Raw genomic sequence first — 15,731 nt, forward strand, 5'->3', positions numbered from 1 at the left:
TTAGCGTATAACAGATGAGGCCACCGATTCTTACATCATTCCTTATTTATTTGTTAGCTCAATATGTTAGTTAACTCTAGTCGCGCCTACTTATTGTACTCACTGATTTTCAATACACAGCACACAATTTGAATAGAAGATCAGGTTTCTTGTTAAATAAAGTGATATTGTATTATTATATACTAAAGATCGGTGTGCATGATGTTACTACTCGACCATTCAATATTGAGTTTGGCCAATATACCTCGCGAGTAAAAATCATATTCATAAGATCGTTAGATTTTAGACGCTAAATAACAGTGCTTTACATTTACACAGAAAGTCTCCGCCTTCAAAGCGTGTTTCATTTGGCCTTTTCTAACTATTAGCTAAACAAGTCGTTTAGGCTGCTGGCAATGAGGAATATAGATGGCAGAGTTTTCACTTCTCGGGAATTCAAATCACAAGATACATGTACAAGTAGCAAGACAGATTTCTTGCAAAATATTGTCAGGAGAATTAAGTCAAAATGAGAAGCTCCCGAGTGAAATAGAACTGTGTAAGTTGTTTGGTGTTAGTCGGACAGCACTACGAGAGTCGACGAAGTTGCTGTCTGCTAAAGGCTTAATTATCTCTAAACCAAAAGTTGGAACTACGGTACTACCAAGAAACTATTGGCATTTTCTTGATCCTCAACTCTTAGAGTGGATCCAAGATTTAGAAGATACTAAGCCGTTTCTATCTCAGTTTTTAGGATTGCGTAAAGCCATAGAACCAGAGGCGTGTGCGCTGGCAGCCCAAAATGCCAATGCTGAGCAAAGAAAGCTGTTGTCAATTGTATTTCAAAGAATGACGATGGCAGCACGATGTCACGATTATGATGAGTGGATTGCTAACGATCATTTGTTTCATCAAACGATATTCCTTTGTACCGATAATCAATTCTACGTTCCCTTCAGCAATATACTTTCGACCATATTTAAGGTGTTTATTGACAAGTCAGTTGAAGGAGGGAGGTTCTGCCTTAATGAGCACCGTGCAATTTATGATGCAATTATGGTCGGAAACTCATTTCAAGCTCGTTTAGCCTCTCAAACGCTGTTAAATGATGAGAATCAGAGGCTTTCCGACGCCGTGAATAGTTAAGAGCTTGCGTACACCTTTATTGACTAAAAAGAGTTTTCTGTCGTTTCTTTTTGTCATGAACTTTGCCTAATGACCGAGCTCTTTAGTTTAAACGTTTAACCTCATTACAAAGGTTTACTAATGTTTTCCCAACCATATATAAAGAAAAATTTATCTCTTGCTTGGCCGCTCGCTCTTAATGCTTTGTTGATGCAATCAATGCTTATGATTGATACGCTGCTTGTTACGCCATTAGGTGAAGTTTCACTTGCTGCTATGGGGATTGCTACAACAATAGTTTCTTTCGTTTTAGGTATCCAAATGGCTCTAGCAAATGGGTCTCAATTGGTACTTAGCCGTGCAGTAGGCTCTGGTCATTATCTATCGTTAAATAAAGGTTTCTGGGCAGCTTTAGTTATCAACGTTCTAGTCGCATCCTTATTCTGGCTGTTGATTACTGTCTTTGATGAAGCGTTAATCAGTAAGTTGACGGATAACGTTGATCTCTATGCGGAGACAAAATGCTACCTTGCAATTGCTAAGTTCATCGTCATATTCAATGCCATTACTCAGGTTATGATTGCGGTGTTCAATGCGCTTGGACGGACCAAAGTTCCATTTAAAGGCTATTTGATTGAATTGCCAGTCAACGTGGCGATGTCTTATGTTCTGATTCACGGCCTGACTAATTTTGAAGGTATTGGCGTTCAAGGCGCCGCGGCGGGTAGTTTGGTTGCTATTAGTATTCGGCTGTTATATTTAACCATGTGCATTAAGCTTGATGATTCTATCATCTTGTCTATTAAGAAGCTTGATGCGTCATTGAAAAGCAATATACATAAGCATTTTAAAGAGATTTTCCCCGTCGCGGCGAACGTCACAATGTTACAAACTGGCGCAACGATATACATGTTGCTGTACTCGCAACTGACCTTAAATGCTTATGTCGCTATGACTATCGTGATGCCTTGGATCAAAGCGGGTACTCAGTTCATTACTGCTTGGGCGCATTCATCGGCAATCACGATTAGCCAAGCAATTGGATCAAGAAAAATGGATGAGCTGCGTAACAATGTCGATATTAGTATTGATATGGCCGTGATGATCTCGTTCGTTTCAGCATTTTTCTTTTTTGCACTTAGTTTCGTGCTTCCTGATTTGTATCCCGACTTAGACCCGAGTACTTACAAAGCGTTATCCGCGATTGCTCCACTTTACATACTGCTACCGATAGTACGTGGCTATAACACCGTTCATGGTCATATTTTGAGAGCGTTAGGTAAAACAACGGAGGTGTTTAAGATTAACTTTACCGGTCAGTGGGTAATTTCAATACCGTTATGTGCTTTGATGATTTTATACTTGGACCTTTCAGTGTTTTGGGTGTTTGCAATCATGCCGTTTGAAGAAATTGTTAAGGCATGGCCATTTAGGCATTTAGCACGTAAGTCTCTGAAAGATTTTGATATTAATAAGGCAGACAAGCTAATGTACGATTGATTCTATGACTTTCGGATTAGGTCGAAAAGATTCGTGGATGCTATGGACTAAAGAGGAGTATGTCTAGCTTATCATTTTGGGGTTTATCGAGTTTATAAATTGTGATCAATAGAGCACATCATAACTTCTTTCCTCGAATCATTCCTTTGCAAACCTTATTATATGTATGACAATATTACATATAATAAGGTTTGAACATGAAACTCAATCTACTCGTAGCCGCAATGGCTGTTACCTTACCAACTCTTGCTATCGCTTCTGATTTAAATAATGGCGTTGATTATCCAGTCCCTGCCGATAAATTTGATATGCGAAACTGGAAGATCACTATTCCTTCCGATATCAATGAAGACGGAAAAGTGGACGAAATCGAGGGTGTGGCGATGCTGAGTTATTCACACAAAGACTTCTTCTTCTTGAACGAAGAAGGCAACTTGGTGTTTGAAGTGCAGAATAAAGCGGTAACGACAAAAAACTCGAAGAATGCTCGCTCTGAACTACGTGAAATGCCTCGTGGCGCTGACTTTTCTATTCAAACCGATGATTTAGCAAACCATTGGGCTTTATCGAGCCACCCTCAGGCTGCTAAACACAGTCGCGTAGGTGGAACGTTGGAAGCGACCTTGAAAGTGAACCATGTTTCTGAACACGCCAAATTTCCAGAAAAAGGGCCTGCTCATTCTGTTGTTGTCGGTCAAATCCACGCGAAAAAAATTGATGCAAGAATAAAAGAGGGTAAAGGTTATGGACATGGAAATGAACCCATTAAAATCTTCTATAAAAAATTCCCAGAACACAAAATGGGCTCTGTATTTTGGAACTACGAGCGTAACCTAGCGAAGGAAGATCCAAATCGTATTGATATTGCATATCCAGTATGGGGAAATACTTGGGATAACCTTGAAGAACCAGGCCAAGCAGGTATCGCTCTTGGTGAAGAGTTCAGCTACAAGATAGAAGTTCAAGGAACTATGATGAACTTGACGTTTGAAACAGAACGCCACGAGACAGTGACTTATTCCATAGATCTCAGTAAGGGGATTGATAGTAAGGACTTTGAGCATGGCTACGCAGAAGACATGTTCTATTTTAAAGCAGGAGCTTATGGTCAATGTAGCGTCAGTGAGTCTCACCCTGTGTGGGGTACAGGATGTGCGGGCACCGGTGATTTTTCAGTCGACAAGAAAAACGGTGACTATAACAGCGTGACATTTTCTAAGCTCAAGCTAAATCAAAATTGAAACTAATAGAAAACTAAGAGCTACTCGATTTCTACTTAAGCTTCATCGATTTGATGAGGCTTTTGTTTTCAGTGGAATTCTTTAAAAGGTAAGAAACAAGATAGAGTAAGCAATCACTGGGACTGGCTTGAATTTAGAGTATTGTGTTGAATTTTGTTCTTCTGAAGAGGTAAAAAAATAAAGCCAGGCTCGAAAGCCTGGCCTAGTATCAAGTGCTACAAAATAACACTAGAGTTGCTTTGAATCGATGTTATCGAAATATGCTTTTGTTGAAGCACCACTTGTGTCCCCTACGTAAATAGTTAGCTGTGATGGTGTATTCGTTGCGTCTAAGCCTGTTTCGGACTGACTTGGCGCATCAACCGTTTTTCCATTAATAGAAACGTTAATCTCATCACCATCCCAAGCTAGGGACATTGAGTTCCAAGCGTCAGTCGTAATAGTGCCTATTTCTACGTCATCTAATCCTGCTTCGGCTTCAACTTTACCACTGCCCGAAATTCTCAATTCGTAGTAACGATCTGAGTTGTTTTTACCTGAGCCAACATTAATGTATGTAGTTTTTTCGTTGTCTGACGGAATGTAAACATCGAATGACACGCTACCGTTTGATGTTGCTCCGTTTGAAAACTCGCGCGTAACGTATGGTTTGTTGGTCGTATCTGTGTCGGATATTAGCAGAGAGTTAGCGCCGCTCTTTGATACGTCATCACTTACTACAGCCACGGACGTCAAGGTGGAGGAGTCATCAGCAACCGTATTGTATTCTTTCCAACTAGAGTTTGCTGAACTGATATTTGTTCCTACTGGGTATGAGTCAAAGTTTTCACTCACGTCTTCTGACGGTTTATCAGGATTAGAACTTCCGTCTGAAATGACAACCGCTTCGCTTGATGCACTGTTGTAAATTGTCGCGAGGTCTAAGCCTGGAATGTAGTTGTCAAAATCCTCTTCTAGAACCAACACTTCAGAGCCCGAATCACTAGAGTAAATCTTCAAGTTGTCTGCATTTAATTCAAAGTTTGTAGTGTTGCCATTATCACCTAGTCTCAGTGATACATAGGTTACAGCGGTGCCATCAGCGACAGGTAACATTTCACCTATTTGTTTACCGTTAACCGAAAAAGAGAAGAAGTTTTCTATCCAACTGACTTCTATCGCGAGGTTTTCACCTAACTCAAACGTGTCGCCTGTTTCCGTCAAGTTTCCACTTGCATCGCGGTATTTGATTTTGCCGTTTTCAAATGCCACTTCGCCATGCAAGTTGGAATTCGAGGTTTTTGCTGCATAAAATGAGATGTAAGCATTGTCACCAGAACCGTCGGCTTCCTGTTCTGTTTCTTCATGATGCTGGTAAGTTAGATCTACAGTTAGTCGGCCTGTTGAAATTTCTGAAACACTCGTTGAATCAGACAGCTTGATTCGTAACTCACCGGTGTCTTCTTCTGTTCCACCTTTATTGGTATCCAAAATTTGTACGACGTTGTTATCGCCAGCGTCATTATTTGCCGCTGCAACTGCATCTTTCACCGCATCGTTTTCTGATTCATCGTTACCGGTGAAGTTTCCGTCATTTGTCCCTGAGATGGTTAACATGCCGTTTGAAACTTCATAAGTCCCTGTTAACTCGGTAGGGTTACCTAGATCGCTCTCGTCATAAAGGTTGAATGTAAGCGTCTCTGTATCTTTATCTTCGGTATAAGTTGAAGTGTAGATTGTGTAAGTACCGAAGTTATCATCATCGTTATAATACTTTTGCGTACCGTCTTCAAAGACATAGACGTTTGGCAGGTCGTGCTCATCATCGGATTTCGCCACAGTGGCTGGTGTTGAAATATCCCACATACCTTGGCTCAACTCAGACTCAGTTTCTGTTGGTGGGGGAGCCGATGGTGCATCCCTTAAATCAGTGTTACATCCGGTTAACAAACCTGTGGAAATAGCAATTGCTGCTGCAATTTTTGTTACTTGCATGGTAGGTACTCACTTCTATGTGTTTTTATTTATGTAATATTGTTAGACAAATAACTTCTGTCATCTAGATGGTTTTATCAATAGAATGATCCGACTCACACTAGATACAATGATTGCTCACTGAAGTGATGAATAAGTCACACAAAATAGTTGAATATCAACATCAATAAGAGCTGAACGTTTATGAGGTTGAGGGCTTTCTTTATAGAGAAACAGCAAAAACTACAGGTGATTTAGGAAAGAAATTTGATTTCACATCAAGTTTTTTTATTTTAAGTCATTGAAATTATTGTTGTTTGTGTTTTTTCTAATCTTCTTCTTTATCATATGAAACGAGTTAAAACATTTCTCTGTAAGTGATGTCTACAAAGGTCGTTTTAGAATCAGACATAGCTAACACTTTTGAATATATAATAATACAAATTGTCAGTTGAGGGGCACTTACATGATTAATATCACAGAACTCTCATGATGAATTAACTAGTATTTGTCATACATTAATTCAATAGTGTTGAATCAAATCCAGGGATTTAAGTGGTATCCCAAAAAATATATACAGAGAGATATAATCATGAAAGCAGTTACAACAATGTCCCTATTCGTTGCTTCCACATTAATGGCGGGAGCGGTTTCCGCAGCAACTTTAGACTATCGCGCAGAATATAAGCATGAGAGTGAAACTTATGCCCAACGTATCAAAATTAGTGGTAGTTCTAAAATTAACGATCAGACCAAACTGAACTTTGGTGTAGAACAAAAATTCCATAGTTACGACAACTCGCATTTTTGGGATCAACTCGTTGCTGGTGATTCTGAGTTTGATTGGGGAGTTCGCTACCAAATAAATAAACAATGGTTTATCCAACCAGGGATGCCTATTACTTTTGGTGATGATGACGAAAAAACCACTTATAAACCACAAGTTCGTGTTGGTTACAAATCCTCTTTTGGCTTAAGTACCGCTTTACGTTACCGACACGAATTTCAAGTTTATTCAGATGGTGCAGGTAACAAAACACTAACGGATGGTACTTCGGTAAGCGTTGCTGGGAAAACAGTTGAACAAGGTAAGTGGACACTGACAGGCTCTTACGATATGCGTCAGTTTGATAACGAGTACCTTGATAACGTCAAGCTGAGCTATGAGATCAACTACAACAAAAACTATGACGAAGTGCGTTTATCTGATTGGAAAGATTCTGAGTGGGATGCTGGCTTAATTGTTGGTTACCAAATGGGAGATTTCCGTCCTTACTTTGAATTGTGGAATGTCAAAGGTAAGGATGGTTCAACCACGGATGACCGCCAATTGAGAACACGCCTTGGCCTTAAATACAGCTTTTAACCCGAGTGTTATTGCCTAATTGTTGTTACAGCAAAAGAGCTGTTAATTCATTTTTATATTGTAGGTGTTAGATTACATGAAGCATATTTTCTTCAAAAGCTTGTTAGCTTCTTCTATTTTACTTGCTGTGGGCTGTAATAGTACGGCGACCATGGTAGATCCATTTCCAAACAACCAAGAAACTGGTGCTGATATTCTGACTCCCGTTACGATAACGGCGAGTAGTCATGATGGTAATGTTCCAGAGCAGTTGTTTGACCAAGATATTATGACACGTTGGTCAGCAAATGGTGATGGTGAGTGGGCGATGTTGGATTACGGCTCGGTTTATGAGTTCGACGCAATTCAAGCCTCGTTCAGCAAAGGTAACGAACGCGTCAGCAAATTTGATGTTCAGTTTAGTACTGATGGTGAAAACTGGGTGACGGTTATTGAGGGTGCGCAAAGCTCTGGTCGCGCACTTGGCTTAGAGCGCTTCCAGTTTGAGCCTGCAGTAAAAGCACGCTATGTTCGTTACGTTGGCCACGGTAATAGCAAAAACCAATGGAACTCAGTTACTGAGTTAGCTGCAGTTAATTGCGGAATTAATGCCTGTCCGGCAAGTCACATCATTACTGATGACGTCGTTAACGCTGAAGCGGCTATGATTGCGCAAATGAAAGCGGAGCAAAAGGCACAAAAGGATTTACTCAAAAAGAATCGTAAAGGCGACTTTGGAGCACCAATCGTCCGTCCTTGCGAAACGACTGTGACGTGTGATCTTTCTAAAGCGATGCCTTACCCTACGTTACCGAAAGAGCCACTCGCTACAAATGCTCCGGGTGAAAACTTTGACTTAACACGTTGGAAACTGACGACACCTTTCGACCATGACAAAGATGGTCGTGCTGATGATATTGATGAGTGGGACTTGGCTAACGGCTTCCAACACTCTGATATATTCTACACAGCAGATGATGGCGGAATGGTATTCAAGAGCTATGTGAAAGGCGCTCGAACTTCTGAAAACACTAAATACGCGCGAACTGAGTTACGTACCATGCTTCGTGCTGGTGATAAGTCTTACAGCACAAAAGGTGTAAATCCTAATAACTGGGTATTCAGTTCTGCACCAGTTGAAGATCAAAAAGAAGCGGGTGGTGTAGACGGTACACTTGAAGCGACTCTGAAGATTGACCACGCAACCACAACTGGTCAGTCGCATGAAGTTGGCCGCTTTATTATCGGCCAGATTCATGACAAAGATGATGAGCCAATTCGTCTTTATTATCGTAAGCTACCAGACCAACCAACAGGTACAGTTTACTTTGCTCACGAAAAAACCAAAACTGGAACAGAGGATTACTACAGCTTAGTGGGTGATATGACTGGTGAAATTGGTGACGATGGCATCGCGCTAGGTGAAAAATTCAGCTACATCATTGATGTGAAAGGCAACACAATGACAGTTACGGTAAAACGTGATGGTAAAGATGATGTTGTTCAAGTCGTAGATATGAGTGACAGTGGCTATGACGAAGGTGGCAGATATATGTACTTTAAAGCCGGTGTCTATAACCAGAATATGTACGGTAATCCAGATGATTACGCACAAGCTACTTTCTATAAATTAAAACAATCTTTTGGTAAGTACCAAGGCTAGTTCTATCACTTTTAGTTGATTGAAGTCCTTTGCCCTCAGCTTTGTAGCTGAGGGCTTTTTTCTATAGAAGAATAAAACAGCTCAAATATTATTTTAATTGACATAGATAAATTAATTTAAAAATTTATCACCATAGAAAGGTAATAATTATTGATTGCTTTTATCTTCTGACAATGTTTATTTTTAAGTGCGAATGTATATTAGAGTAGTTTAATTGGTTAAATTTAAAATAACTCAGCGTTAGGGTAGATAAATATCTCACGAAACTATAGAAGCTGTTTTTAAGCTGCCTAAGTGGAGGTTGACTTGTATATTTATCGTAGAAGGAAACACTATGCGTGAAGCGAGTTGAATTGTGGTGTTCTAAAAGAAGAGGCCACGAGAAAATAAATTTCCCGTGGCGGCAGTATGAGCTTTGTTCGTTGCTTTAGAGCAAAGTAGCAAGCCTATTGCTAAGAGATTGAAATGACTATTGATGAAGAGTGCTCAAAGCACTAAAGCTCACATCAAAGATTTCTCCTCGATATGCATTATCAGGTTTAAACTGAGGGTAAATTCCGGCTTTGAAGTAAAACGCAATATCAGGCGACGCCCATCTTTCAGTAAGAGTATAGGACTTGTTGTTAGCGGTGTCTGAGTATGCTTCTCCCCACTTCAGTGTGTGCGAGACCATATTACTGCCATCTGCATCGTAGGTGGCTAAAAACAGTCCTTCCTTATCGGCACGGATCGTATATTGCCAGTCTTCGTTTACCGCGTAGGTACCAAGCTTAACGCTGAATGCGTTGCAATCAGTACAGTCTTTGTTGTTATCAAGTTTGTAGTTATCGTTCAGAATAACTCGGACTGGCTTATTGTCACCTTCCCAAAGTAGCTTCACGAGTGCTTGGCTGATTTTCCAACCATGTATCTGGCCTACCACGACTTTTGGTAATTGACCGTCGATTTTAGGGTATTCGTTGATTCTTAGTGTTGCGTTTAGCGTATGCGAAGTTGCACCGGTACGACTATCTTCAATATACCAACTTGTCTCTTCATCGCTGGTGCTGCAATCCGGGGAGTTAGTACTGATGTAGAGCTCTCGCAACTCTGAACGGATGTAACTGGAGTTGGCCGTTGACGTGCCGTAACCCATATCGGCGCGGAAATGCATGCTACCGTCAATAACATTGAAGTATGATAAATCAATCTCGCGTTGGTAAACGCTCTCTTCGTTAGACAGAGGATCTTTACTTGAATTACAACGCTCAGGCTCTAATTCAGCCGCGCTGTCACCGCCAAAACCATACCAATCATTTTTGCTTGCAGGAATGGTTAATTTCCAATCGTCAATATTCCAGGCTATTGAATCAGTATGGTCAGTTTTGGTTAGTCCTAACTGCTTAAATTGTACCTTTGCTTCACCGTTTTCAAACTGGTTGTAAACTCCGGCTTTAAAGTAGCTCAGGAGGTGCTGCCAGTAGGATACATCTACATTTACCTTTTGTTCATCGTTCACTTTAATGGTTAATGTGTTTTCTCCGATTTTTACTTCGAATCGCGTGAATGCGTTGAGATCGGCTTTTCCTAAATCATAACGATCGTATGATGTTGCATAACAATCTGATGCGCTAGAAGGTAGACTGCAATCTATGGCATTGTTCTTTACTACCGCCCAGTAATGACCAGTGATACTGTTTCGTTCTTGTTCCCAAACGATTCGTAACAAAGGGTGAGGGATAGCACCTGTACCAGAAGTATCTGTGCCTTTGTTATGAATTTGCAGGAAAGTGACTTCATCATGGTTTGCAGGGGAGCTAGCCATTGCAAGGTTAATCTCTGGTAATCGAACATCTGCATACAAAGTTCTAGAGACGCCTTGTTCTGAAATGTTGAAGTTTTCTCGCTCACGAACTTCTGAGCGCATTTTGTAGTTCGACATTTTAAAGACAAGGTAATTGGAATCCTTTTCTGCGTAAAAGTGGTCACTCTTATAATCCGAGAATGCTCCATTTTTGACGTCACTGGTTTTATTTCCCTCCTTCCCGTTGGGATCTGATACTTGTAAATCTGAATTACTCAATATGTTTTGAAATTTTGCTATTGAGTATGGTGCTACATGCTCTTGGTGTGGAATATTTGGTTTATCATCTTGGCTTGTAGGGGAGGTATTTCCTCCACACCCTATTAATCCAAGCCCAGAGAAGCTTATTAGAAGCAATTTAGTTGATTTTATAAACACAGTAGTACGTCTCTTACACTATTTAATATTTGTAATACAATATCATTTTAGTGTTGTTGGGGAGTAGTTTAGTCATAAGTTAAATAGTAAAAGTGTTAATTAAATCTCAGAAGAGTTCTATATCTATAAGTGGTGTCTTTGATAAGGCGTAAGGTTAAGTTATGTCTGTTTTTCCTAAGAGTTATTAACGGTTTTACTATGATTAAACGCTAATTGATAAGCTCATGTAGAGTCATGTAAACAATCAAAAAAAGCCGAACATGACGTCCGGCTTTGAATTAGTTCCCGATTTTTACATTAATTTTTAGTGACTAGCTAAAGATTAAATTTGTGCGAATGCGCCTTCCCAAGTGTAAGCCACACCGTCGAACTCAACGCGATGTGCCGCGTTCTGTTTGTCTTCATCTAGATTGCAGATAGCGAAGTGGTAAGTGTTGCCTGTTGTGGTTTGCAGACGAATCACGGTACCCACTTCGTTGTTGCCAACGACGTTTACTGACTCAACTAGGCCACGAGCGCCAACTGATGCTTCGATAGACTCGTTGAAGTAACCGTGCGTTTCTAACACAGAGGCAAACACGTGGTTCTGACCAGATTGACGTAGGATCAGTGCTGGTTCGCTCTTCAAGTTGAAGTCTGGATCATTTGCGCCTGTGCGAGTGAAGAACACTTTGCCACCGCTCGTTGCGCTTGTGATTAGTGAGTAGTAGCTGTTGTCGTGCAACCAACTTACTAGTGAGCTGCCTTGAACTTGGCCTGAACCTACATTCCATAGGTGTTGGTAGCCATTGTCTTCGCCCATTGGGCGCAGCGTGCTTTCGACATCATATTCAAAATCCGTACGGATGATTTGACCAGAATAGTGCACTGGCAGGTCGTATTGGTGCTCTTGATCTGCTTCGATGCGGTAAACATCAATCACAAGTGGTTTTTCGAATTCTGGCAATTCAGCAAGAATGATGCTGCGCTGCATGTCTACGCCGTTGTAGTAACCAGAAATACGACCGCTCATGCCTTGCAGTTTTTCGTCATCAGCTTTGAAGAAGTGCTTAGAACCGAACTTGGTTTCTGCTAGCGCTGTGTCGAAGTTGTTTTGCGTCTTTTGATCAACCGTTACTGTGTTGTGCGCGACTGTCTGCTTACAGTAAGACTTGTTCTCTGGGATGTAACGACCGCCAAATTTAGGCTCAACGTTTACCCAGCGACCAAAGCCGTAATCGTGCAGCACTTCATGACCGCGGTTAAATACGCTCAGGTGCAGACCATCGTAGTGACCGTGGTCTAGCGCTGAGTGATACTGATGATCGCTGCCGTGTTGACCAAACCAGATAAGCGCCATTGTGTCGTCGTCTTGCTCGTCACGGTGACGAAGAATGCTTACGCCGCCTTTTTCACCTTCTGGACCGTCAGTTACGAATAGGCTACCCCAGTTGAATGGTTTGATGTTGTCTGCGGCTGCAACCGCGTCAGACAATGTTTTGCCTGAGATATGAACCCAAACGTCTTGCTGGTGGTCTGCCATACCAAGTAGCGTTTCAGACTGCTCGTAACGGTGGAAACATACTGACGTTGCCATGATTACGCCTTCATCGTTGATCGAAATCGTCTTCGATGAATCGTTCAGTGCTGGCAAAGTACCATCTGGGAATGCCGTCTTAAATACTGCGTAAGACGTAGTCTTGATTACCGAATCGTTGAACTCGTAAATACCAAGCTCAGGCTGACGACGTTCAATCGCTTCTGCGAATAGGTAGATTGGACGCAGCGAGAAACGGTGGTAGTAAGGACCTTCCATGTAGTAGCCATCTGGCGAGAACAGTTGGTCTAACTGAGCTAGGAAGCCGCCGCTGACTTTGTCCAGTTTCAAGCCGTAAAGCGCTTTGTCTACTGCACCTTGATCGTTAATTGCGTAACCACAGATACCTACTGCTGCTACTGCCCACAGACCGTGGTTGTGTACGATGTCGAAGTCGTGACCGTAAGTAACTACGAACAGCTCAATCATTTGTTTGAACAGGTCGTTTTCAATCAGTGTTTTTTGCTCTTCTTCCAACGTGTGGTAAATGCAGCTGTACGCACAAGAGGCGTATAGCATCCACATGTTCTCGTTCAGAGTTTGGTGGAAGATCTTACCCGGAGGGTTAGAGTCACGGCTGGTGTTGCTCTCTAGCGTCGGGTATACCTTCGCGTAAGCCGTTAGCATGTCCACGATGTAATCGCGGTACTTCTGTTCGCCAGTGATAAGGAATAGGCGACCCGCTAGATCAATGTGGATGTAGTTTTGCTTGTGACGGTTGTGCTCGTAACCGCCGCCTTCGCCGTGACCTGGAACTTCAATACCGACCTCAGCCATGTAAGCGTCAGTTTGTTTGATGTCACGTGCTAGTGCATTTCCTAATAGGCTATCCGTGCCAAGTGCTTTGCTTAGTTCTGCCGCTTCTTCAAAGTTCATTAATAGCGGTTGGTAAGACTGGGTTTGGTAGCTCATTATTATTTCTCCTGCCCGAATGCGTTCACTTCTAGAGAGTAGAAGCCATTCCAGCTATAGGTTTTACCGTTCATTTCTACTTGGTGTGGGGTTTGGTCGTCAGCGCCTAGCACATTGCTGATCATCACAGTAACCAGTGATTTTTCAGTCGTGATTTCTACGATGCTGCCAACGGCGTTGTAACCCACGACGCGGATATCTTTCACCTGACCACGTGCATTCACCGACTGCTCAAACTCTTCGTTGAAGTAGCCGTGTGTTTCTAGCACAGAAGCAAATAGCGTCGATTCGCCCTTGCTGCGTAGAATGAATGCCGGTTCGCTACGTAGGTTAAAGCTCGGGTCATTGGCGCCAGTGCGAGTGAAGATAACTTCATTGTCACCGTTTTGTTTCGCGCTGCTGCTTGTGCCTAACCAAGTGTAGTAGGTGTTGTTTTGTAGCCAGCTAACCAACGCCGTATCTTGCACTTTGCCGCTTGCTACTTTCCAAAGGTGTTGATAACCGAAATCATCGCCAAGCGTGCTCAGTTCACCAAAGCTTTGGTAATCAAAGTTAGTACGTACGATTTGACCATCGTATTGATGAGAGTAGTCGTACTGATGTTCGCCTTCACCTTCGATGCGGTAAAGGTCTAGCAGTAGCGGTGCTTCAAGCTCATCGAGGTTAAGCATGAACACACTGCGCTGCATGTCTGTATTCGGGTAATGGTCGTTCGCAAACGCACTCATACCGTTGATTTCAGTGCCTTCTACTTTGAAGAAGTGAGGCAAACCGTGCACTGAATCAGCGCGGTCTACATCGAAACCATTCTGACATTGCTCATCAATCGTTACCGCGTTATGCGCGATAGTTTGACGTGCGTACGATTTGTTTTCGTCTAGGTAACGACCGCCGAATTTAGGCTCTACATTTACCCAGCGACAGAAGCCGTATTCACGCAGCACTTCTTGACCACGGTTGAAGAAAGTAATGCCAAGCGTATCGAAGTTACCATGTCCCATACCGTGTTGACCGTAGTTCATCACAAGCTGTGACACATCACCGGTTTTATCCTGCATACGGATAAAGCCTTGTGCACCGTTGTTACCGGTTGGACCTTCGTTTAGTTCCACACTTGGCCAGAAAGGCATGCCGATTTCACGGTCTGCGATGGCTTTATCGTAGGCTTGAGAAAGCTCAAGACCACATGGGTGCATCCAAACGGCATTTTGAATCTTCGCCATGCCTAGGATGTTATCGTCTAGACCGTAGTGCTTGCTGTAAACGCTCACTGCAACTTGAACGCCCATGTCGGTAATGCTCATGGTACGAGACGCGTCGTTTAGGGCAGGGAACTCACCGTTCGGGTAAGCCGTTGCTAGCATCGCTTGTACTGTGTTACCAATCACTTTGTCTTTGTAGTTGTAGATATCTACTTCAGGCATGTGACGGTGTACTACTTCTGCAAATACACAAGTTGGACGAATCGCATAACGATGGTAGTACGGACCTTCCATGTAGTAACCAGAAGGGGCGAACAGTTGCGAGATTTGCGCTAGGAAGCCACCGGTATCATCACGGTCTTGACCGTATACCGACATCTCTAGATATTCAGGTTTGCCAATAGCTAGGCCACAAATACCAACAGCCGCAACTGCCCAGATACCGTGGTTGTGAATACGGTCGAAATCGTGCGCGTATTTCACTGTGAACATGTCTAGCATTGGTTCGAAAATGCGCTCAACAACGGCTGTGCGCTCTTCCTCTGTCATCACTGATGCCACGCAAGAGTAAGCAAGGCTAGTAAACATTAACCAACAGTGTTCATTAAGGATCTGGTGGAAAAGACGACCTGTTGGGTTAGTGTTTTTCTGTACGTGGAAATCAAAAGTGAGGTACTTCTCTGCGTAAATAGCGAGAAGATCTTTAACGAACAGCGCGTACTTTTGTTCTTGAGTGATCAAGAACAAACGACCCGCTAAGTTCATGTAGGTATAGTTTTGTTTGTGGCGGTTGTGCTCGTAGCCACCCGCTTCGCCGTGACCTGGTACGTCTAGAGGCAGACGTATGAAGGCTTCAAGTTCCTTGCGATTCGCTTCAATGGATTTGCCCATTAAGCTCGGCTTTCCGACTTCCTTTCTTAGTAGTTCGACTTCTGCTTCAGTCAACAAAATCGGTTGTGTAGTCATTTCTTTACCACCCTCAGATGAAGTGTGTTGTTTTCTTAAACTTTCTAT

At 42.3% G+C, this 15,731-nt stretch carries 9 protein-coding genes; 5 read left to right on the forward strand and 4 right to left on the reverse strand.

The features are described from left to right. The first annotated feature begins 408 nt into the window (after positions 1–408). From R7Q09_RS08165 to R7Q09_RS08175, 3 genes are all read left to right on the forward strand, one after another. Positions 409–1,125: a FadR/GntR family transcriptional regulator gene (locus R7Q09_RS08165; RefSeq protein ID WP_005388528.1), complete on the forward strand. Its 717-nt coding sequence runs from the start codon at positions 409–411 to the stop codon at positions 1,123–1,125. A 189-nt stretch (positions 1,126–1,314) separates the two neighbouring features. Next, on the forward strand, positions 1,315–2,604 hold the full coding sequence (locus tag R7Q09_RS08170; RefSeq protein WP_025998585.1) for an MATE family efflux transporter: 1,290 nt from the start codon (positions 1,315–1,317) through the stop codon (positions 2,602–2,604). 197 nt (positions 2,605–2,801) lie between these two features. After that, entirely contained in the window at positions 2,802–3,845 is a 1,044-nt protein-coding gene (locus R7Q09_RS08175) for a polysaccharide lyase family 7 protein (RefSeq protein ID WP_054578992.1), read from the forward strand. A gap of 228 nt (positions 3,846–4,073) precedes the next feature. Here R7Q09_RS08175 and R7Q09_RS08180 read toward each other — a convergent pair whose 3' ends face one another. After that, a complete protein-coding gene (locus R7Q09_RS08180; protein WP_137282564.1) occupies positions 4,074–5,819 on the reverse strand; it encodes a hypothetical protein in 1,746 nt (581 codons plus the stop codon). A 571-nt stretch (positions 5,820–6,390) separates the two neighbouring features. Here R7Q09_RS08180 and R7Q09_RS08185 point away from each other — a divergent pair. Together R7Q09_RS08185 and R7Q09_RS08190 are read left to right on the forward strand one after the other, a co-directional pair. Then, entirely contained in the window at positions 6,391–7,164 is a 774-nt protein-coding gene (locus R7Q09_RS08185; RefSeq protein WP_017634227.1) for an oligogalacturonate-specific porin KdgM family protein, read from the forward strand. Positions 7,165–7,240: 76 nt separating this feature from the next. Next, entirely contained in the window at positions 7,241–8,806 is a 1,566-nt protein-coding gene (locus R7Q09_RS08190; protein WP_017821221.1) for a polysaccharide lyase family 7 protein, read from the forward strand. 469 nt (positions 8,807–9,275) lie between these two features. On the opposite strand, the gene R7Q09_RS08195 is transcribed toward R7Q09_RS08190, so the two are convergent. The 3 genes from R7Q09_RS08195 to R7Q09_RS08205 form a co-directional block, all read right to left on the reverse strand. Continuing rightward, a complete protein-coding gene (locus R7Q09_RS08195; protein WP_213866284.1) occupies positions 9,276–11,027 on the reverse strand; it encodes a polysaccharide lyase family 7 protein in 1,752 nt (583 codons plus the stop codon). 322 nt (positions 11,028–11,349) lie between these two features. After that, the gene (locus tag R7Q09_RS08200) at positions 11,350–13,515 is read right to left on the reverse strand and encodes a heparinase II/III family protein (protein WP_222716343.1); all 2,166 of its coding nucleotides are present in this window, start codon (positions 13,513–13,515) and stop codon (positions 11,350–11,352) included. Between the two features lie 2 nt (positions 13,516–13,517). Further along, positions 13,518–15,683, reverse strand: coding sequence for a heparinase II/III family protein (locus R7Q09_RS08205; RefSeq protein WP_318070652.1), 2,166 nt, complete (start codon positions 15,681–15,683; stop codon positions 13,518–13,520). Positions 15,684–15,731 lie beyond the last annotated feature (48 nt).

This window comes from Vibrio sp. 2130-1 (assembly GCF_033339515.1).

Coding starts and splice junctions, on each gene's coding strand:
- R7Q09_RS08165 (WP_005388528.1), top strand. CDS start 409: ATGGCAGAGTTTTCACTTCTCGGGAATTCAAATCACAAGATACATGTA.
- R7Q09_RS08170 (WP_025998585.1), top strand. CDS start 1,315: ATGCAATCAATGCTTATGATTGATACGCTGCTTGTTACGCCATTAGGT.
- R7Q09_RS08175 (WP_054578992.1), top strand. CDS start 2,802: ATGAAACTCAATCTACTCGTAGCCGCAATGGCTGTTACCTTACCAACT.
- R7Q09_RS08180 (WP_137282564.1), bottom strand. CDS start 5,819: ATGCAAGTAACAAAAATTGCAGCAGCAATTGCTATTTCCACAGGTTTG.
- R7Q09_RS08185 (WP_017634227.1), top strand. CDS start 6,391: ATGAAAGCAGTTACAACAATGTCCCTATTCGTTGCTTCCACATTAATG.
- R7Q09_RS08190 (WP_017821221.1), top strand. CDS start 7,241: ATGAAGCATATTTTCTTCAAAAGCTTGTTAGCTTCTTCTATTTTACTT.
- R7Q09_RS08200 (WP_222716343.1), bottom strand. CDS start 13,515: ATGAGCTACCAAACCCAGTCTTACCAACCGCTATTAATGAACTTTGAA.
- R7Q09_RS08205 (WP_318070652.1), bottom strand. CDS start 15,683: ATGACTACACAACCGATTTTGTTGACTGAAGCAGAAGTCGAACTACTA.